At 68.6% G+C, this 18,532-nt stretch carries 19 protein-coding genes and 1 pseudogene; 10 read left to right on the top strand and 10 right to left on the bottom strand.

Annotated elements, in window-relative coordinates; translation table 11 throughout:
* The coding region (locus QYS60_RS20735) for an MBL fold metallo-hydrolase (RefSeq protein WP_371384140.1) at positions 1-525 on the bottom strand (525 nt) is incomplete at its 3' end.
* A gap of 124 nt (positions 526-649) precedes the next feature.
* Between QYS60_RS20735 and QYS60_RS20740 the strand changes: the two genes are divergently transcribed.
* Positions 650-952: a metal-sensitive transcriptional regulator gene (locus tag QYS60_RS20740; protein WP_003939454.1), complete on the top strand. Its 303-nt coding sequence runs from the start codon at positions 650-652 to the stop codon at positions 950-952.
* A gap of 100 nt (positions 953-1,052) precedes the next feature.
* Here the strand turns inward: QYS60_RS20740 and QYS60_RS20745 are convergent, their stop codons facing one another.
* Positions 1,053-1,685, bottom strand: a complete 633-nt coding sequence (locus QYS60_RS20745; RefSeq protein ID WP_371384141.1) for a class I SAM-dependent methyltransferase — start codon at positions 1,683-1,685, stop codon at positions 1,053-1,055.
* The gene (locus QYS60_RS20750) at positions 1,685-2,059 is read right to left on the bottom strand and encodes a glutaredoxin domain-containing protein (protein WP_371384142.1); all 375 of its coding nucleotides are present in this window, start codon (positions 2,057-2,059) and stop codon (positions 1,685-1,687) included. Before QYS60_RS20750 ends, QYS60_RS20745 begins: the two co-directional genes overlap by 1 nt.
* A gap of 181 nt (positions 2,060-2,240) precedes the next feature.
* On the opposite strand from QYS60_RS20750, the gene QYS60_RS20755 reads away from it, so the two are divergent.
* Genes QYS60_RS20755 through QYS60_RS20770 form a run of 4 tightly spaced genes read left to right on the top strand, consistent with a single transcriptional unit; the run spans position 2,241 to position 6,522 of the window.
* Positions 2,241-3,128 carry a slipin family protein gene (locus tag QYS60_RS20755; protein WP_289379653.1) on the top strand — a complete coding sequence of 296 codons (888 nt, stop codon included), beginning with the start codon at positions 2,241-2,243 and terminating at the stop codon, positions 3,126-3,128.
* Positions 3,125-3,883: an SDR family oxidoreductase gene (locus QYS60_RS20760; RefSeq protein ID WP_371384143.1), complete on the top strand. Its 759-nt coding sequence runs from the start codon at positions 3,125-3,127 to the stop codon at positions 3,881-3,883. The genes QYS60_RS20755 and QYS60_RS20760 overlap by 4 nt, the downstream gene beginning before the upstream one ends.
* A gap of 59 nt (positions 3,884-3,942) precedes the next feature.
* The gene (locus QYS60_RS20765) at positions 3,943-4,818 is read left to right on the top strand and encodes a class II glutamine amidotransferase (RefSeq protein WP_289379656.1); all 876 of its coding nucleotides are present in this window, start codon (positions 3,943-3,945) and stop codon (positions 4,816-4,818) included.
* 45 nt (positions 4,819-4,863) lie between these two features.
* Positions 4,864-6,522: an MFS transporter gene (locus tag QYS60_RS20770; protein ID WP_289379658.1), complete on the top strand. Its 1,659-nt coding sequence runs from the start codon at positions 4,864-4,866 to the stop codon at positions 6,520-6,522.
* On the opposite strand, the gene QYS60_RS20775 is transcribed toward QYS60_RS20770, so the two are convergent.
* The 5 genes from QYS60_RS20775 to QYS60_RS20795 all read right to left on the bottom strand — a co-directional run bounded on the left by QYS60_RS20775 (position 6,486) and on the right by QYS60_RS20795 (position 10,940).
* A complete protein-coding gene (locus QYS60_RS20775) occupies positions 6,486-7,844 on the bottom strand; it encodes a diacylglycerol kinase family protein (RefSeq protein WP_371384144.1) in 1,359 nt (452 codons plus the stop codon). The two genes, QYS60_RS20770 and QYS60_RS20775, sit on opposite strands and share 37 nt — an antisense overlap.
* Positions 7,841-9,367 carry a hypothetical protein gene (locus QYS60_RS20780; protein WP_371384145.1) on the bottom strand — a complete coding sequence of 509 codons (1,527 nt, stop codon included), beginning with the start codon at positions 9,365-9,367 and terminating at the stop codon, positions 7,841-7,843. The genes QYS60_RS20775 and QYS60_RS20780 overlap by 4 nt, the downstream gene beginning before the upstream one ends.
* A 130-nt stretch (positions 9,368-9,497) precedes the next feature.
* Entirely contained in the window at positions 9,498-9,959 is a 462-nt protein-coding gene (locus QYS60_RS20785; RefSeq protein WP_371384146.1) for a hypothetical protein, read from the bottom strand.
* A 71-nt stretch (positions 9,960-10,030) separates the two neighbouring features.
* Complete coding sequence (locus QYS60_RS20790) at positions 10,031-10,258, bottom strand: hypothetical protein (protein ID WP_289379664.1); 228 nt, start codon at positions 10,256-10,258, stop codon at positions 10,031-10,033.
* A 64-nt stretch (positions 10,259-10,322) separates the two neighbouring features.
* A complete protein-coding gene (locus QYS60_RS20795) occupies positions 10,323-10,940 on the bottom strand; it encodes a hypothetical protein (protein WP_289379667.1) in 618 nt (205 codons plus the stop codon).
* 239 nt (positions 10,941-11,179) lie between these two features.
* Here QYS60_RS20795 and QYS60_RS20800 point away from each other — a divergent pair, with 239 nt between their 5' ends.
* The gene (locus QYS60_RS20800) at positions 11,180-11,593 is read left to right on the top strand and encodes an SHOCT domain-containing protein (protein WP_289379669.1); all 414 of its coding nucleotides are present in this window, start codon (positions 11,180-11,182) and stop codon (positions 11,591-11,593) included.
* A 112-nt stretch (positions 11,594-11,705) separates the two neighbouring features.
* Positions 11,706-11,844, top strand: a pseudogene (locus QYS60_RS20805) (SUMF1/EgtB/PvdO family nonheme iron enzyme); the annotation flags it as partial.
* A gap of 65 nt (positions 11,845-11,909) precedes the next feature.
* Here QYS60_RS20805 and QYS60_RS20810 read toward each other — a convergent pair.
* Positions 11,910-14,264 (bottom strand): arylsulfatase, encoded by a 2,355-nt coding sequence (locus tag QYS60_RS20810; RefSeq protein ID WP_371384147.1) that lies wholly within the window; start codon positions 14,262-14,264, stop codon positions 11,910-11,912.
* A gap of 281 nt (positions 14,265-14,545) precedes the next feature.
* Between QYS60_RS20810 and QYS60_RS20815 the strand changes: the two genes are divergently transcribed.
* The 3 genes from QYS60_RS20815 to QYS60_RS20825 all read left to right on the top strand — a co-directional run bounded on the left by QYS60_RS20815 (position 14,546) and on the right by QYS60_RS20825 (position 17,028).
* A complete protein-coding gene (locus tag QYS60_RS20815; protein ID WP_371384148.1) occupies positions 14,546-15,760 on the top strand; it encodes a cation:proton antiporter in 1,215 nt (404 codons plus the stop codon).
* Between the two features lie 301 nt (positions 15,761-16,061).
* Complete coding sequence (locus QYS60_RS20820) at positions 16,062-16,532, top strand: DUF6325 family protein (protein ID WP_289381678.1); 471 nt, start codon at positions 16,062-16,064, stop codon at positions 16,530-16,532.
* Between the two features lie 223 nt (positions 16,533-16,755).
* Positions 16,756-17,028 (top strand): hypothetical protein, encoded by a 273-nt coding sequence (locus QYS60_RS20825; protein WP_140188181.1) that lies wholly within the window; start codon positions 16,756-16,758, stop codon positions 17,026-17,028.
* 75 nt (positions 17,029-17,103) lie between these two features.
* Here the strand turns inward: QYS60_RS20825 and QYS60_RS20830 are convergent, their stop codons facing one another.
* Positions 17,104-18,522, bottom strand: coding sequence for a DUF2252 domain-containing protein (locus QYS60_RS20830; RefSeq protein WP_102031847.1), 1,419 nt, complete (start codon positions 18,520-18,522; stop codon positions 17,104-17,106).
* Between the last annotated feature and the right edge of the window lie 10 nt (positions 18,523-18,532).

Genomic DNA, 18,532 nt, shown 5'->3' on the forward strand with positions numbered 1-18,532 from the left:
GGGCAGGGTCAGCAGCTTCTCGTGCACCGTGTGGTACATCGCCCGGGCCAGATCCTCGGTCGACGACTCCCCCAGGTTCACCAGATCCGGCCGGCCCACGTCCCCGATGAACAGCGAATCCCCGGTCAGCACCGCCGTCGGGGTCGCCCCCGGATGCTCACGCACCAGCACCGAGATCGACTCCCAGGTGTGCCCCGGGGTGGCCAGGATCTCGAGGTCCACCTCCCCGAGCGAGAGGTGCTCGCCGTCGCGCAGCCGGCGGATCGGGTAGTCGGTCTCGGCGGCCTCACCGAACCCGATCCACGCCCCGGTCGCCTCCACCAGTTCCAGGTGCCCGGAGACGAAGTCGGCGTGGAAGTGGGTGTTGATCACACCCTCGATGGTCAGCCCGTGCTTACGGGCGTCGTCGAGGTACTCGCCGATATCGCGGCGCGGATCGACCACGACCGCCCGGCCGGTGCTCTCGTCACCGATCAGGTACGACGCGTGCGACAGGCACTCGATGTAGTACTGCTCGAGAATCATCGTGGTTCCTCCGTATGAGTCGATTTCGTCCTCGCTATGGACAACCCTGCCACATACCCCATAGGGTATGTCAAGTACCCCGTGGGGTATCCGAACGAATCCCTCCCCTACCGGAAGCACACCGATGAACACTCCCGCCGCCCCCGTCGCCCGGACCGCCGTCACCCCCGAAGCCGATACCCAGGTGCTGCACCGGCTGCGCCGCGCCCAGGGGCAGCTCGCGGGTGTCATCGCCATGCTCGAATCCGGCCGCGAGTGCCGGGACGTGGTGACCCAGCTCGCCGCCGTCTCCCGGGCACTCGACCGTGCCGGCTTCAAAATCGTTGCCGCGCAGCTTCGTCGATGCATGCTCGACGAAGAGGACGACACGTGCCCCGACCGGCTCACCGAGGAGCAGCTCGAGCGCCTCTTCCTCGCACTGGCCTGAGGGCTACCGCCGGCAACGCCGAGGGCTACCGCCCGGCAACACTGAGGGCTACCGCCCGGTGACACTGAGGGCTACCGCCCGGTGACGATGTTCGACGGGATCAGCGCCGTCGGGCCCTGACCACGGTGTCGTGCACCGTGACGACCCGTCCGTCCGGGTCGGTGGCCGGCCGCGCGACGGCGGTGTCGGTGACGACGTCCCAGCCGTCGGGATCGAGCAGTGCCACGACGTCCGCCCCCGTGAAGAACAACTCGGGTCGCGGCGGACGCGGCACGGTGGTCTGCAGGTCGGAGGGATGGTGTCCGACGACCAGGAGCGTGCCGCCGGGGGCGACCGCCTCCCCGAGCCGCCGGAAGAGGACATCACGTTCCGGCTGGGGCAGGTGCATGTACTGCGCGGAGACGAGGTCGTACCGCCCTCGGCCCGGATCCCAGGCCGTCAGGTTCTCGTGCAGCCACGAGATGCGGCCGGCGACCTCGGCGCCGGCCCGCTCCGCATGCTCGACGGCGCGTTGCAGGGCGACGCCGGAGACGTCCACGCCGTCGACGCGCCAGCCGCGCTGCGCGAGCCAGATGGCGTCCGCGCCCTCGCCGCAGCCTACGTCGAGGGCGAGCCCGGGTGCGAGATCGGCCGCCTCCCCCACGAGGTGACGGTTGGGCTCACCGCTCCACAGCGTAGGGCGGGAGCGGTAGCGCTCGTCCCAGAGTTCTTCGTCCTGAGGATGTTCGGACATCACGACTCCTTCGATCGTCGGGACGGGGATTCGAGCGGCCGGTTGCGGAACGTCTCGGACAGTCGGGACCACAGCGTCGTCGGCCGGGGCCCGACCAGCTCGCCGACCCGGCCGGGGAGATACCGCTCGATCGCCGATTCGACTTCTTGCACAGAGGGATTGACGAGTGCGACCGGTCCGATGAAGACGGTCGGCACGATCTCGTCACCGCCGGTCACCGCGCGGATCCGTTCGGCGGCGGTCCGGTCCTGCCAGATGTCGGTCTCGGCGGTCTCGATACCGCGCCTGCGCAGGCCCCGGCGCAGCCTCGAGCAGAACGGGCAGCCCGGTCGCCACAGCATCTCGACTCCGTCGACGAAGTCGGCCGATGTCATCCCGACACTCCCTCCACGTAGGCTCGGCATACCCAAGGGGGTATACAGGCTTCACTGTACCGCCCGGTCCGCGCTGCGCGTCCGACACCGTTCCCGGCACGGTGACCTTCGACCCTTTCCGGCGATGCCCCAGGGGTGGACCGTGGAACCACAGCCGCGAAGCGATGCGGAAGTAGGAGCCGTGGCCGCGTGGATCGTCCTGGCCGGCGTGCTCCTGATGGTCGCGCTGTTCGTCCTGTCGCAGGCCGTGCATGTGGTGACCCAGTACGAGAAGGGCGTGCTGTTCCGGTTCGGCCGGCTCATCGGCGTCAAGGAGCCCGGACTGCATCTGATCATCCCTCTCGTCGACCGGTTGACGAAGGTGTCGCTGCGGATCGTGACGATGCCGATCCAGTCCCAGGGCATCATCACCCGCGACAACGTCAGTGTCGACATCTCTGCCGTGGCGTACTTCCGGGTCATCGATGCCGTGAAGTCGGTCGTCGCGATCGAGAACGTGGCAGCGGCGATCGATCAGATCGCCCAGACCACGCTGCGCAGGGTCGTCGGCCGGCACACGCTCGACGAGGCACTGTCCGAGACGAACGTGATCAACGCGAACATCCGCGAGTTTCTCGACGTGTCCACTCTGGAATGGGGCGTCGAGGTGACGCTGGTGGAACTGAAGGACATCCAGCTGCCCGACAGCATGAAGCGGGCCATGGCGCGGCAGGCCGAGGCGGAGCGGGAGAAGCGGGCCAAGATCATTGCCGCCGAGGGCGAGTCGATCGCCGCGACCGCCCTCGGACAGGCATCCGACACGATGCTGGCCCACCCGCTCGCCCTTCAGTTGCGCAACCTGCAGACACTGGTGGAACTGGGCGTCGAGAAGAACACGACCGTGGTGTTCCCGGCCCCCATGATGAGCGCCATCTCCGAACTGAAGACGTTCCTCGACCGCGAGATCACCGCCGCCACGGCGGGTCCGCCGCGGAGCGCCGCGGACAGCGCACGACCACCGGAATCCGAGATCGCCCGAAACGGCACCCCGGCACCAACGGTATCGGCACACGAGGGGTTGGGGTCATGACGGAACTCGACGGAGGTTCGGTCCTCGTCACCGGGGGCAGCCGCGGCATCGGCGCCGCCGTCGCCACGATCCTCGCCGGTGAAGGCGCCGGTGTCGTCGTCGCCGACGTGCTCGACGACGAAGGCACCCGCCACGCCGCGACACTCGGCAACGGCTCGAAGTTCGTGCACCTCGACGTGACCGACGAAGCGCAATGGTCGGAGGCGGTCGCCGTGGCCGAATCCATCGGTCCGTTGCGGGCGTTGATCAACAACGCCGGCATCCTGGCCGTCGGCACCATCGAGGAGCAGACCCGAGTCGAGTTCGAACGCGTGCTGCAGGTCAATCTCGTCGGCCAGTGGCTGGGAATGCACGTCGCCGGCCCGGCGTTGCGTCGCGGGCGCGGGGTCGTCGTCAACGACTCCTCGACGGCCGGCCTCATCGGCTACGCCGGCCTCGGCGCCTACGTGGCGAGCAAATGGGCCCTGCGCGGCCTGACGAAAACCGCCGCGCTCGAGTTCGCCCCCGACGGGGTCCGGGTGTGCTCGGTGCACCCCGGCCCCATCGACACACCGATGACGGCGGGAATGGACCGCGGCATCGCCGCCACGCAGCCGATCCCCCGCTTCGGCAGTCCCGAGGAGGTGGCCCGGATGGTGCGATTCGTCGTCACCGAGGCCACCTACTCGACCGGCTCCGAATTCCTCGTCGACGGGGGCGCCACCACCGGCTCGGTGCTGGACCTCGAGACAACGGATTCCCCAGCGACACAATAGCTCGGGAAACCAGAGCACCGGCGCCGGTGGAGTGATTCGATGACCGGGTGTGCAGATGGATGGCCTACTCGGGCGAGCCGATCCTCGTGGAGGACCTGCTGTTCAAGCCCGAGCATTCGCTCATCGACCAGAGCCTGCACTCCCATCTCGGAGCCACCACCAATGGTGACGGATTCGGAATCTGCTGGTACGGAACAGTTTCCGAACCAGCCCTGTTCAAGAGCATCGACCCGGCATGGAACAACCACAACCTGCGGGAGATCGCCGCGCAGATCCGCGCCCCGCTACTGTTCGCGCATGTGCGCGCCTCGACCGGCACGCAGGTGCAGCGCAGCAACTGCCACCCGTTCCGGCACGGGAAATGGCTGTGGATGCACAACGGCGAGATCCTCGGCTTCCGGGACATCAAACGAGAACTGATGATGGCTGTGGATCCGTCGCTGTACCCGGACATCGCGGGTACCACGGACTCCGAGGTGCTGTTCTTCCTCGCTCTCACATTCGGTCTCCGGGACGATCCGTTCACCGCGGTCGGCCGCGCGGTCGGGATGGTCGAGAAGGTCGCCCGCGACCACGGGATCGACGACCCCGTACAGATGACCGTGGCCACCACAGCCGGCGACACGATCTGGGTGTTCCGCTACTCCACGGAGGGCCGGACCCGGTCTCTGTTCTCCTCCACCGAGGTCGCCGAGCTCCGCGAGCTGCACCCCGCGGTGGAGATGTTCCATCGCCTGGGCATCGACGCCCGGTTCGTCGTGTCCGAACCGCTCCGCGATCTGCCGGGCGCATGGAACGAGATGCCCGAGTCCTCGGCCGCCGTGGTCGGCCCCGCGGGCAACGACATCCGGCGGTTCCGGCCGCTCGAGCCGGTGGAGCCGAGATCGGGGACGTTGTGCCCTGTAGCCGTGCGTCGGCAGCGTGCGATGGTCTAACCTGCGTGAACGCAGCAGTGCCGAGGGCCCCGAGAGGTCGATGCCATGAGTCTCGAGAGTTCACAGAAGGGGCCGGCGACGGCCTCGGGTTCCACCCTGGTGCTCGCGGTGCTGGCTGCGGGCCAGTTCCTGATGACGCTCGACAGCTCCGTGATGAACGTGTCGATGGCGACCGTGGCCGCGGACGTGAACACCACCATCACCGGCATTCAGACCGCCATCACCCTGTACACGCTGGTGATGGCGACCCTGATGATCACCGGCGGCAAGGTCGGCACCATTCTCGGCCGGCGCCGTGCGTTCGGGCTCGGCCTGATCATCTACGGTGCCGGCTCGTTCGTCACCGGCATCGCACCGAATCTCACCGTCCTGCTCATCGGCTGGTCCCTGCTCGAGGGCATCGGTGCGGCCCTGATCATGCCCGCGATCGTCTCCCTTGTCGCCGCGAACTTCCCCGCCGAACGCCGTCCCGCCGCCTACGGACTGGTGGCAGCCGCGGGCGCTGCGGCAGTCGCGGTGGGGCCGCTGCTCGGTGGGGCGGTGACGACGTTCGCGTCCTGGCGCTACGTCTTCTTCGGTGAGGTCGTCATCGTCGTCCTGATCCTGCTCGCGCTGCGCCGCGTGGAAGACATTCCACCCCAGCGGATCCGGCTCGACCTCGTCGGCTCGCTCCTGTCGGTGGCCGGCCTGGGAATGTTCGTCTACGGCGTGCTGCGCTCGAGCGAATGGGGCTGGATCCAGGCCAAACCCGGCGGACCGCAGATCCTGGGTCTGTCCCCCGTCATCTGGCTGCTGCTCGGCGGCCTGTTCGTGCTCTACCTGTTCCTGCGCCGGGAGACGTACCTGGCGAAGTCGGGCGGCGAACCGCTGGTCGATCCCGCGCTGCTGAAGAACAGCCAGCTCGTCGGGGGGCTGAGCATGTTCTTCGCCCAGTTCCTCATCCAGGCCGGGGTGTTCTTCTCCGTCCCCCTGTTCCTGTCGGTGGTCCTCGAACTCAGTGCGCTCGAGACGGGCGTGCGGATCCTTCCGCTGTCGATCGCTCTGGTCCTGGCGGCCGTCGGCATCCCGAAGCTGCGACCTCACGCGAATCCCCGGCTCGTCGTCCGGCTCGGTCTCGGGACCATGGCCGTCGGCATCCTCCTCCTCGTGGGTGGAATGGATCCCGGCGCCAGCGCGGCGGTCGTGTCGATCCCGATGCTGTTGATGGGTCTCGGCCTGGGGGCGCTGGCCTCCCAGCTCGGTGCGGTCACGGTGTCCGCGGTGCCGGACTCGCAGAGCGCCGAGGTCGGCGGTCTGCAGAACACGGCGACCAATCTCGGCGCGTCGCTGGGAACCGCCCTGATCGGGTCTATCCTCATCGCCACCCTGACCACCTCTGTCATCGCCGGTATCGAGAACAACCCGGCGGTACCGGACTCGGTGCAGCAGCAGGCCACCACGGACATGGCTGCCGGGGTGCCGTTCCTGTCCGACACCCAGCTCGAGGGGGCGTTGGCCGATGCCGGGGTGGACGAGTCCACCGCGGATGCGATCGTCGAGGTCAACTCGGACGCGCGCCTCGAGGCGCTCCAAGTGGCCTTCGGCGTCACGGCGCTGCTCGCCGTCGCCGCCCTGTTCGGCACCGGATCACTGCCGCGTGTGCCGGTGGGCACACGACCCGGGGAGAGTCAGCGCAAGCCCGACGAGACCGACGAGGAGCGCTGAGGCCGGAAGGCCAGGTCCCGGAGCCGCGCCCAGTCCCAGGTCGGTGCCGAGACCAGGGTTCCCGGACGGCGCCGGGGCACCCGCACCCGCAGCGCCTGCGGTTCGACGGTGCATCGCACAGGCGTGGGCAGCATCAACGCTTCCCCGTCCACCCCGACCGGAATCTCCGGGGCTTCCGCGTCGACTATCACCTCGGTAGCCACGCGCTGAACCAGCCCCCGGCTGTGCGTGCGGCGCAGCAGGTCGACCGCCTGCCCCGCGCCGGCTACCGAGATCGTCACCACCCCGAGCACCCCGCGATCCAGCCGGGGCCGGCGTCCCAGCCCCGCGAGGTCGTCGGTCGCGTACGGGTCGTTGCTCACCAGGACGGCCTGCGCGCCCTCCACCGTCGTGTCGCCGTCGATGCGGGCCCGCAGCCGGGTGGCGCTGTCGCGGGCGAGCAGGTCGGGCATCATCCGCAGGGCCGTCCCGGCCTTGTCGTCCCGGTATTCCGGGCTCTGCACCACGTCGGCGTAGACACCGAACGAGGCGTTGTTCACGAACACCCGTCCCCCGATCCTGCCGAGATCGACGCGGAGTTCCACCCCGTCCCGCAGCGCGTCCAGGCCCGCGGCCGGGTCCTCCCGGTCCAGTCCCAGGTCCAGCGCGAAGTGGTTCCGCGTGCCGGCGCTGATCACCAGGAACGGCAGTCCGTGCTCGGCCGCGATCGCCGCCACCAGGGCTTGTGTCCCGTCACCTCCGGCGACGCCGAGCAGGTCGGCGCCCCGCTCCACCGCCTGCCGGGCCAGGGCCTCGACGTCGACGGGGCCCGGTCCGGCGAGCAGGGCCACCTCGGCACCGAGTTCCTCGGCCTTGCGTTGCAGGTCGAACTTCACGACCTTGCCACCCCCCGAGCGGGGGTTCATCACCAGGAACGGGCGGTGGACCGGCGGAGCCGGATACTCGGGCATCCCCTGCTCTGTGTCGCGGCGCAGGGCCGCCCGCGCGCACGCCAGGGCGAGCAGCACCAGGGCGACCGACACCAACGCGAGCCAGAGCACGCGCTCCCGCACGAACAGCACGGGCAGGGCGAGGGGGGCGACCACCGCGAGTCCCAGCGACAGCGCACGCAGCAGCCCCCGGGTCGCGAGGAACCAGTACAGGGCCGCGACCGTCACCGCTGCCACCGCCACGCTCACCGCCAGGAGCGCGAGGGCGCCGCGCAGGCCCGCGACGATCACCGGAAGGGCGACAGCGCAGAGGACGGCGGCGAACGCCGCACGCGCCCACCATCGGCGCGAGGCCGGCACCTGGTCGCCGGGAACGGCGTCCACCGGGCTCACGTCCCCGTCTTCGTGCCCGGGAGTTTCTCCGTCGGTTGTTCGTCCGTCGGCGGTGCCGACATCACGCCCTCCGTCGGCGGTGCCGACACCACGTCCTCCGTCGGCGGTGCCGACACCACGTCCTCCGTCGGTTGGTCCCAGGTTCGTGCCGGCCGGATCAGCACCTCGAGCGCGAGCAACGCCAGCAGGGCACCGAGAACGATCCACACGACCACGAGACCGGTCGGATAGCGCCAGAACATCAGCATCAGGGCGGCGACGCCGATGATCGCCAGCCGCAACGCGGTCCGGGCCCGGTAGGCCCCGGCTTCCACCTGGTTCGGTGGCCGCGGCTTACGAGACCGCTGCACCGCGTCCATGCCTCGCCCGAATCCACGACGGACGGCTGCCGCGGAGGCCGATCCCCCGGTCAGGTACGCCCCGACCGCGATCACCAGGCCGAGGACCGCCACCGCCCGCAGCGCGGTCCGCAGCGGCACCAGCACCGTGTCGGCGATCGCCGAGGCAGCGTCCGGGGACAGCACGTCCGGGGGAATGTCGCCGAGGTAGAGGGACCGGGCGACGATCAGCGCGATCGCGAGGATCAGCATCCCCACGAGCAGTGCCGTCCCGACGAACGCCAGGGCACGACGGCGACGGCCGGGCGGAGCCACGGCCACCGCGGCCACAGCGGCGGCGATCGTGAGCCACGGCAGCACATCCGACGCCGTGTTCAGGGCGCTGACCGCCCGTTGCGCCTTGACGAGCTCCGGCGACTGGAACAGCACGAACTGCTTGTCGATGTCGGGGATCTTCTCGGCGAATGAGAATCCCCGGTCCAACAGACGAGCCTTGACGTTCTCGATGATCGTGCCGAGGGAGATGCTGACCGTGCCGCTCTCGTCCACCGTCACCGAGGACGGCCCGCCCTCACCGGTGACGACTGCCACCAGACCGGTGTGGGCGGCTCGGTTGGCCTGGATCCACAGGTCCTCGAACTGGTCGGTCTGCACCAGCGACAGCACCGTCTCGTACACGAAATTGCGTGCCTGCCCGGCGATCACCGGCGCGAGGCCCTCCACCGCCCGGTCCACGCGGGGCGCGTCCGCGGTCGCCGGAACGGCATCGGTCAGGGCGGTCAGCGCGTCGGACGTGAGGCCTTCGACATCGACTCGCGCGAAGATCTCGTCGGTGACCGTGCCCGCGATCTCGGTCTGCACCGCGGGATCGGAACCGAGCGGGGCCACGGTGGTGACGTACCGATCCGTGTCGAGGATTTCGCTGCGGACGAACCGCGCCGTCACCGACGTGATCGCCAGCAGAGCGACCAGCACGGTCAGGATCGCTACCGCAGTCCAGCGCAGCCCGTGCCGCGGCGGACGCGACACGGGCGGGGGCGACTGCGGGGGCGCCTCGGGCGCGGCCTCCGCCCGCGCCCGCAGTGCGGCCACCTCGGCCCGCAACCGCTCCAGCTCGGCCCGTTCGGCGGTGTCGAGCGGAGCGGTGCCCGTGCCGCTGCGCGTAGGCTCGCTGTCCATCGTCATCTCATTCCACTCGGTGTGACACGGCGGCGGACGAAGCGCTCCAGGGGGATTGAAACCTCTGCACCCTTTGATATTCCGCCGATCGGTGGACGGCCCGGGTCGATCACCTCGGTCCGGCCTTCACGCGAACCTAGTAGTCCAGCCGTGGATCCCAGGTCGATACCGCCCAGATGACCACCACGTCGAGAGCGATGATCAGGATCGACCACCACGGGTAGTACGGCAACCACATGAAGTTGAGCAGGATCGACAGGGCTGCGACGACGATCGCCGCGACCCGCCCCCAGGTGGCCCCGGTGAGGAGGGCAGCGCCTACCACTATGAGGACGGCACCGGTGACGATGTGGATCCAACCCCACGTCGTGAGATCGAACTCGAACGTGTATTTCTGCCCCACCACGAACAGTTCGTCCTCCGCGACCGCCGCGATGCCCTGCAGCAGTTGCAGAATTCCCACGGTGGCGAGAACGACGGCGGCACCGACCGAAATGCCCGTCGCGATCTTCTGCCCGACGCTCCTCTCGGCGGTACTGCCCCGGCTCACGCTGCCGTGGCCCGCACCGCCCTGACCGACACGCACATCCTCGGACACGCCCCGTCCCCTTCCCTGAGATCCCGCTCGATGATCTGCGGTGAAACGACCTGCCGTATCGCCTCCGTTCCTCATCCGGCGGGTGAGCTTCGGAGCCGGGACGCGAACCGGGGCTGCGCCCAGGACTCGGGCCTCAGATCGTCGACCTGCACGCGGGGACCGTAGAACTCGTGAACCAGCCCGAGGACGTGGGCGAGCACCTCCGCGTCCGTGAGATCGTCGCGGAGCACCAGATGCAGTTGAGCCGGACTGCCGCCGGAATCCTTCGGCATCATCAGCCGGCACACCCAGTCGCTCATCCGGGCCTCCCGACGCAACATATTACCCGGCAAGAAGATCGAGAATGCCGCTTCGCGCCGACGGTCAACCCATCGACCATCCCGGGCTCCTCCCGACGTCGTTCCACTCCCGATCCAGCGCCGAGATCCTCCGCCTCGTACCGACCCGGTGCACTCCGTAGAGGAGCAGCAGCGCGACACCGGAGCTCATCCCCCACACCGTAAGCGCGGCAACGATACCGGCCACGACGCCGTCCGAGCCCGTTCTGGGCGCGGCGACGGGATCGCCGTTCGAGTCGATCCAGATGTCGATCGTCTCGCCGGGCTTCGCACCGAAGGGCACCTCCACCCTGCCCGTGCGTGTTTCACCGGTCCCGGTCGTCCACCGCGCGGTCGCCCGCTCCGGGTCGCCCGGACCCCGTGTCGCGGTGTCCGTCAGTGCGTCGGCTCGCGCAGGTGCCGGTTCCTCGAGAAGGACCGCGGCCACCTGGTGCCGTTGCTGATGCTCCTGCATCGCCAGCTCGCCGATCCGGGCGTAGGTCGCCGTCCCGTAGGCGGCGGCGAACGGAATCAGAACGAGCACGAACAGTGCCACGGCCAGGACGAGTGCGGACTCCACTCGCTCGGATCGTCGCATCAGGGGATTGCCGCTCCACGGAGCGCGGCGCCACAACCGGAGGGCCAGGGGCTGCTCTGCGTTCATCTCGATACTCCTGCGTTGCTCGACTACAGTGTTCCGCCGTCGACGGCCAGTGGTGTAGAGCACAAGGTCACCGCTCGATTCGGTGGTCGCGAAAAGGATCCGGGGCCTCCGCCCGGCGGTGGGATCGAGGGTCTTTCTCCCCTGGGGAGAGGCCGGTCGCGGTGTCATTCTCGATGTGAGTCGCCCGGGTCCTCGGGAGCTCCGCCCCACCCGGGGTCCGCACACAGGAGGTGCACATCATGGATTCGTTCTGGGATTACGTGTGGTACACGATCATCGTCTTCGCCTTCGTGGCCTACCTGATCGTGCTGTTCCAGATCTTGGTCGACCTGTTCCGCGATCACACCGTGTCCGGCTTCGCCAAAACCCTCTGGGTCATCGGGCTGGTCCTCTTGCCGTACCTGACCGCCTTCGTCTATCTGATCGCCCGGGGCCGCGGTATGGCGGAGCGGTCGATGCGCGCCCAGCAGGAGACCAAGCAGGCCACCGACGAGTACATCCGGCAGGTCGCCGGAAAGTCCCCCGCCGAGCACATCGCCGATGCGAAGGCGCTCTACGACTCGGGAGTGATCACTCAGGCGGAGTTCGAACAGCTCAAGGCCACGGCTCTGGGACAGGCCTCCTCGGGTCAGGCCGGGATGCAGGTCCGATAGGCCGGGACCTACGCGGTTTACCGAAGATCGGTTCGCAGCGAGCCGATCCCGGGATGCTCGAAGCCGGCAGCCGGCAGCGCCGACGGGTCGAGCACCGAAGAAGACGACCTGGATTCCGGGCCGAACCTTCTGGATTGGGTCGGAGGAGTTCCATCGAGGAGCGTCCGGTCGGCCAGGTCGGTGTGGACGGGTTCCGGATGGACATTCGTCCGGTCACCGTCGCCGAGGGCCGGCGTTTCGTGAAGGACACCCCGAAGGGGCGGTACCTCGCCGACACCTGGCAGGGCGAGTTCCCGTGGCCGCTGAGCGACGCGGGTCAATCGATCGAGAACCAGGCCCGCACCTGCGCCTCGTGGTCGACGTAGCGCTCGCCGGAGACGTCGACGACGACCTTGTCGATCGTGCCTCCGGTGAAGCGGAACGGGGACACGTAGTCCGGGGTGACCGGCGAGGCGCTGTCGCGCCCGACGCAGATGCCGTCACCGACGAGGCAGAACGCCCCCGGCTGGGTGACGATCTCATCGGAGGCCACCTGCTGATCGTCGACATAGAGAGTCAGGGTGCCGGCGAAACCCGGCATTGCCGGATCGGTGTTCTTCCCCGATACGGCGAATTCGGCGGTGCACACGTGAGCGCCGGGGGTCAGGTCCCGGTCGGCGACCACGGTCTGCAGGTGCGTGCCGACCCAGTTGAAGGCATAGCGTAGACGGCCGTCCTTGACGTACAGGCTGTGGCCGCCGGCCAGACCGCCGTGGGCGTACAGGACTCCCTCGGCAGCGGCCGAGTCCACGTGCACACCGGCGACGATCGTGTAGGACCGTCCGGTGATGGCGACGCCGGCCGCCTCCGGGACGTCCGCGCAGTCCGGATAGTAGACATAGTGGTCGCGCTTCTTGCCCGGGTGGGGACGTTCGGCGAGCACCTGTTCGAGGGCGCTGCGATCGTCCAGCGGTAGCCCGTGGTGACGACCCGCGTAGTAGAACCACAGGCTCTTCAGAGCTTCCAGCCGCTCGGGTTCGGCGTCTGCGAGATTGTGCAGTTGGGCTCGATCCTCCGCAAGGTGGTACAGCTCCCACACGTCCTTGTCGAAGTGCCCCCACCCGGACAGGGGCGGATGCACGGAACAGACGAGCCACCCTTCGTGATACAGCGAACGCTGCCCCAGCATCGTGTAGAACTGCACGTCCTTGCCCGGTGCTGCGGGATCGGTCAGGGAGGCCGCGAAGCTCTCTCCCTCGAGTGGGCTCTGGGTGTATCCCTTCAGAACCGCGGGTGGGGTGATGCCGAGCAGCTCGTAGATCGTCGGGACGACGTCGACGGCGTGGACGTACTGCGAGCGAGGTTCGGCCGAGGCCTCGATCCGCGCCGGCCACGAGACCACGCACATGTCGGCGACTCCACCTTCGTAGCCGGCCCAGCGCTTCCAGTACGGAAACGGGGTGTCGAAGGCCCACGCCCAGCCGGTGTTGTAGTGGTTGTACGACGCCGGTGTGCCCAGTTCGTCGAGGTGCGGCAGGGTGCCCTCGGTGGTGTCGGGGATCCCGTTGAAGAAGCGCCATTCGTTGAACGATCCGTTGGGTCCTCCTTCCCCGCTGGCACCGTTGTCGGAAACCACGACGACGAGGGTGTTGTCGAGCTCACCGCTCGCTTCGAGCATGTCGATCACCCGGCCGAGCTGGTCGTCCGTGTAGGAGATGTAACCGGCGAAGACCTCGGCCATCCGGACGAACAGGCGTTGCTCGTCGGCGGTGAGCGAGTCCCAGGGCCGGACGGTGTCGAGCAGCGGCCACGGCTGACCGTCGGGCCCGGTGGTGGCCGGCTCCCCGTGCGGATTGATCGGCGACAGCTCGGTGTTCCCGGGCAACAACCCGAGGTCCTTCTGCCGCTGCAGGATCTCGACGCGGATGGCCTCGTAGCCCTGGTCGAACCTGCCCTTGTACCGATCGGCCCATTCGGTGAACACGTGGTGCGGGGCGTGCCCGGCCTGCGGGGCCAGGTACAAGAAGAACGGCTTGTCGGGGTCGATGGTCTTGGCGTCGCGGATGAACTCGATCGCCTTGTCCGCAAGGTCCTTGGACAGGTGGTAACCGTCCTCGGGCGTTCCGGGCGCTTCGATCGGGTGATTGTCGTAGACCAGGTCGGGGTACCAACTGCTGGATTCGCCGCCGAGGAATCCGTAGAAGCGCTCGAATCCGCGGCCCAGCGGCCACCGGCTCTTGACCGCCGACATGTTCATTTCTTCTCCCGGCGTCAGGTGCCACTTGCCGACGCAGTAGGTGTTCCACCCCCGCTCGGCCAGGACCTCCGAGACGAACCCGTTCTCGAACGGGATGTGGGTGCTGATGCCGGGGAATCCGGAGCTCAATTCGGCGATGGTCGCCATTCCGTTGGTCGTCGCGTTGCGTCCGGTCAGCAGCGACGCCCGGGTCGGGGAACACAGCGCGGTGGTGTGGAAGTTCGAGTACTTCACGCCGCGGTCCGCGATCCGCCGCATCGTCGGGGTCTCGATCGGGCCGCCGAAGATGTCCATACTGCCGTACCCGACGTCGTCCCAGGCGATGATCAGAACGTTCGGGGCACCCTCCGGCGCCTGCGCGGGCAGATACGGCGCCCAATCCGGGACGGAATCACGAATGTCGACCGCGATCTTTCCGTGGTGGGTTCTTGCCATGGCAACGCTCCCGATCTCGAGCAGACCTGTCGTTTTCCGGCATTCCGAGCGTATCGACCGGCCGAATCGCCGCACGTGCAAACGGCGCGATCCGCCGAAATTTCGTCGCACGATGTCTCGGATTCGGCAGAATATGACGACGCCGCCCCTCCGGTCGCGCCTGTCCCGGAACTCCGGTGCGGCGAGGCAAGGACCCGACTCATGATGTGGATCATCTTGGTGTTCCTGGGAGTTCCCCTGTGGTCGGGTGTGGCAGCTCTCGTTCTGCCGCGCGGACGCCGATGGCCGGCATCTTGCTCGTCTTCGCGGCGATCTCCGGACGGGTTGCGGGCACTTCCGTCACGGCTCCGATGGTCTTCACCGTCGGCGGCCTCGTGCTGGGCGCACAGGCTGCCGGGCTGATCGACGTCGAGGCCAACAGCGAAACGGTGAAACTGCTCGCCGAGGTCACCCTTGCCCTCGTGCTGTTCTCCGACGCCGCTGGTGTGGACCCGACCGCTCTACGGTCCGAGATCTCGCTTCCTGCACGCCTTCTCGGTATAGGACTACCGCTGACCATCACGGCCGGCTTCGCCACCGCGGTACTCGTCCTGGGCGACCTCTCCTGGCCCGAGGCGCTGCTGCTCGCCGTGATCCTCGCGCCCACCGACGCCGCTCTCGGGCAGGCGGTGGTCACCCTGCCGATCCTGCCGACGCGGGTGCGCCAGGGACTCAACGTCGAAAGCGGCCTCAATGACGGCATCTGCGTACCGCTGTTCCTGATCGTGCTGGCGATCGCACGCGCCGAGTCCGGGGCGATCGGCGGCGGTGCAGCCGTACGGTTGGTCACCGAGCAGATCGGCTACGGCATCCTCGCCGGGGTAGGTGCCGGAGCGGTCGCGGCGGCGGTACTGATCCTCGCCGTCCGGCACCGCACGATCGACCCCCTGTGGGTTCAGATCGTGCCGGTGGCCGCCGCCACGCTGGCCTACACCGCCGCCGTGCCCCTCGGCGGCTCGGGATTCATCGCCGCGTTCGTCGGCGGGCTGACCTTCGGGACGATCCGGCACCGCGCCGACGAGGAGGTCTCCCAACTGATCGACGAGGCCGGGGATGTGTTCAACGCCGTGACGTTCATCGTCTTCGGGGCGGTGTTGCTCGGGCCGGCCCTCGAACACCTGTCGTGGCCGGTACTCGCCTACGCCACGCTGAGCCTGACCGTCGTGCGCATGGTCCCCGTCACACTGTCGCTGCTCGGCACGCATGCCCGCGCCCCCACCCTCGCCTTCCTCGGCTGGTTCGGCCCCCGCGGACTGGCCACCATCGTCTTCGTCATCCTGATTCTCGAAGAACCCGGTACCCTGCCCCACGAAGACCTGCTACTGCTCACCGCTGTCGTCACCGTAGGCCTGTCGGTCCTCGCCCACGGAGTCACCGCCGCCCCCCTCGCCGACCGGTACGCCGCATGGTTCCGCCGCCACCCCCGACCCGAACGGAAGCCGGCACACGAGGCGTAGACGCCGCGGCACCTGCGTCCGGAATATCCGATCTGTCCTGCTCGGGTCCATTTCAGGCGCCGTAGGTCACCGGATCGAGCGGTCTTCACCGAGCTCCTTTCCGGGCGCAGCCATCAGGTCTACCGTCGATTGCGTAGAACCCACCGGCAGACCGACTTGCCAGGTCGTCATCGGACTCTCCGACAAGCCGGCCGTCCGGGACGAGGCGGCACGTGGACGCCGCCGAACCGGACGTGGAACCCACCACGGGTACGTGGCCTTGCCACTCCATCGACGACAACTCGGCAAAGGAGACGACGCGATGACCGAAAAGGTCGAACGACAAATCGACAGTGACATCGACGAACTCGGTCCGGTGGACTGGATCGTAGTGGAGTTCCCGGGCAGCAGGTTCAGGGGCGAGATCGCACCCGCCCTCGAAGAACTCGTCGAACGCGGAACAGTACGCGTCCTGGATCTGCTGTTGCTGAGGAAGGACACCGACGGATCGCTCGAAGCGTTCGAGCTCGCCGACCTGGACGAAGCCGAGATCGGCGCGCTGCGCTCCTACGAAGCCGAGCTGGCGATGCTACTCAGCGAGGAGGACGTCGAGGCGGTCGCCGCGGCCGTAGAGCCCGGCAGCACCGCGGCCTTGCTGGTGTGGGAGAACCTGTGGGCCGCGCCGTTCGCGTCGGCGATCCGCCGCGCCGGGGGGCAGCTGGTGGCCAGCGGCCGCATTCCCGTACAGGCCCTGCTGGCCGCAATCGAGGCCGACGAACAAGAAGGAGACTGACATGCCACTCGCAGCCAGGCGAATGCGTCGCGCCGCGGTGATCGGACCCGCACCCGTGGCACGTACGGCCACCACCGTTGCGACGGCGGCGGTAGTCGCCCACGGTGTCCGCCGGCGTTCCGACCGCCGGGAAGATCGACGAGAGGACCGCAGAGACCGGCGCTGACCCGACGGCCGGAACACGGTCGGCTCGTCCGTGAGCCCGACAACGAAAGGGACTGCCATGGTTGCCACGACGTCAGCGGTGTCGCCGCGTCGTCCCGCCCTCGAACGGTTGCGTGAGGCCGAACATCTCGTCCTGGATCTGCCCGTCATGGGCCACATCAGCCTCCCGCCGCCCGAGCAACTCGCCTACCTGGCGGGTGTCGGCACTCTGGTGGCCCTCGAGCTCCTCGAGTGGCCGGTGGCGGTTGCCATCACCGCGGGCCACCTTCTGGCCGAGGCGCATCACCACCGCCTGCTCCAGGGAATCGGCGAGGCGTTGGAGGAAGCCTGAGCTCCAGCTCGGCGAGGCGGTCCGGCAGGCGTCCGGACAGCAACGCCGGGACGGGGCGGGCGGTGCTCCCTCGGATCAGAGACCGCGCTGAGCGGTGATCCGCCCCGCGGCGATCGCATCGACGAGCGCAGCGTGGTCCCGGACGTTCTGCTCGGCGTAGGCGACCGCGAAAGCCGCTATGGCATCGTCGAATTCGGTTCCAGACCCGAGGTATGCGGCGATCGCGATGCGGTCGCCGGATCGGGCGTGCCCGTACGCCAGCACCCGTCCGCACAGCCGCCCGTACAGCGTCATGCCGGTGGGAGTCATCGCCTCGACGACCGCCGAGCCCTTGCCGTCGCGCAGCTGCCGCAGGTAGAAGTCGCGCCGGATCCCGTCCGGGCCGGGGCCCTGCTGCCAGCCGAGGAAGATGTCACTGGCCGCCTGCATCAGCCGCTGGCCGTTGACCACCCGTTCGCCCTCGTTGGCGAACGTCGGTCCGTCCACGTAGTACGAGAGCACGGATCGTTGTGCCTCCTTGGCCTGCAGGAAGAGCGGGTCGTCGTCACCCGTGCCGCGCAACAGGAAGATCCACGCCCGGGTCCCGACGCTACCGACACCGACCACCTTGCGCGCCGCCTGCACGAACTCGAACTGCTCGAGCAATACCCGCCGGTCCCACTGGAGGGTCGAGCGGTACTGGCGGAGGCGCTGGTGCAGGTCGGCGTAGAGCTCGTCCGCGTCCGCGTCGGGCAGCACCTCCTCGATGGGGACGATGAGTGGCGGGTTGCTGATGATCCGGCGCCGGCCGTCGACCACCTCGGTCAACTTGGCCAGCGCCTGGACGCTGTCCCGGTGCCGGGACTTCTCGAGAGTCTTGCGCAGGCGCTTCTTCATGGACGAGTCGAGTTCGTCGCGCAGCTCCGCGAGTTCCGCGCCGGCTTCGATGTGCGAATACCAGACCGCCAGATTCCCACGCTCCGCCTGCCGGGCGATCGTCTCGCGGTATTCGGCGGCACAGGCGCGGGCGATGCGCGCCTGCTGCTTGCTCGTGAAACCGTTGTCCTGCGCGGCGATCACGAGACTGGCGACGAGCCGCTTGACGTCCCACTCGAACGGCCCGGGATACGTCTCGTCGAAGTCGTTGATGTCGAAGGTCAGCTTGCGTTCCGGGGTGGCGAAGATACCGAAGTTGCTCAGGTGCGCGTCCCCGCACAGCTGAGTGAGGACGGTCGTGGTCGGTCCGCGGGACAGATCGTCGGCCATCACCAGGGCCGCACCGCGATAGAACGAAAACGGAGTTTCTGCCATGCGGCCGTACCGCACGGGGACCAGCTCCGGCACCCGGGACGTCGCCTGCCGCTCCAGCAGGTCGAGCGGATCGGGCCGACCGCTCGTCTCGAACTCGGCGAGCGCGGAGAGCGGGGTCCCGGCGCGGGCGGCCCGGCCGCGTTCCGCCCGCTCCTCCCTGGTGAGGTGTTCGACTGCGCTTGCGCTTCTCGAGGTCTCGGCCATCGGGTTCTTC

This window comes from Rhodococcus sp. GXMU-t2271, assembly GCF_041414735.1.
GTDB lineage: Bacteria > Actinomycetota > Actinomycetes > Mycobacteriales > Mycobacteriaceae > Rhodococcus > Rhodococcus indonesiensis.

Coding starts and splice junctions, on each gene's coding strand:
- QYS60_RS20740 (WP_003939454.1), top strand. CDS start 650: ATGAACACTCCCGCCGCCCCCGTCGCCCGGACCGCCGTCACCCCCGAA.
- QYS60_RS20745 (WP_371384141.1), bottom strand. CDS start 1,685: ATGTCCGAACATCCTCAGGACGAAGAACTCTGGGACGAGCGCTACCGC.
- QYS60_RS20750 (WP_371384142.1), bottom strand. CDS start 2,059: ATGACATCGGCCGACTTCGTCGACGGAGTCGAGATGCTGTGGCGACCG.
- QYS60_RS20760 (WP_371384143.1), top strand. CDS start 3,125: ATGACGGAACTCGACGGAGGTTCGGTCCTCGTCACCGGGGGCAGCCGC.
- QYS60_RS20765 (WP_289379656.1), top strand. CDS start 3,943: ATGGCCTACTCGGGCGAGCCGATCCTCGTGGAGGACCTGCTGTTCAAG.
- QYS60_RS20770 (WP_289379658.1), top strand. CDS start 4,864: ATGAGTCTCGAGAGTTCACAGAAGGGGCCGGCGACGGCCTCGGGTTCC.
- QYS60_RS20780 (WP_371384145.1), bottom strand. CDS start 9,367: ATGACGATGGACAGCGAGCCTACGCGCAGCGGCACGGGCACCGCTCCG.
- QYS60_RS20790 (WP_289379664.1), bottom strand. CDS start 10,258: ATGAGCGACTGGGTGTGCCGGCTGATGATGCCGAAGGATTCCGGCGGC.
- QYS60_RS20795 (WP_289379667.1), bottom strand. CDS start 10,940: ATGAACGCAGAGCAGCCCCTGGCCCTCCGGTTGTGGCGCCGCGCTCCG.
- QYS60_RS20800 (WP_289379669.1), top strand. CDS start 11,180: ATGGATTCGTTCTGGGATTACGTGTGGTACACGATCATCGTCTTCGCC.
- QYS60_RS20810 (WP_371384147.1), bottom strand. CDS start 14,264: ATGGCAAGAACCCACCACGGAAAGATCGCGGTCGACATTCGTGATTCC.
- QYS60_RS20815 (WP_371384148.1), top strand. CDS start 14,546: ATGGCCGGCATCTTGCTCGTCTTCGCGGCGATCTCCGGACGGGTTGCG.
- QYS60_RS20820 (WP_289381678.1), top strand. CDS start 16,062: ATGACCGAAAAGGTCGAACGACAAATCGACAGTGACATCGACGAACTC.
- QYS60_RS20825 (WP_140188181.1), top strand. CDS start 16,756: ATGGTTGCCACGACGTCAGCGGTGTCGCCGCGTCGTCCCGCCCTCGAA.
- QYS60_RS20830 (WP_102031847.1), bottom strand. CDS start 18,522: ATGGCCGAGACCTCGAGAAGCGCAAGCGCAGTCGAACACCTCACCAGG.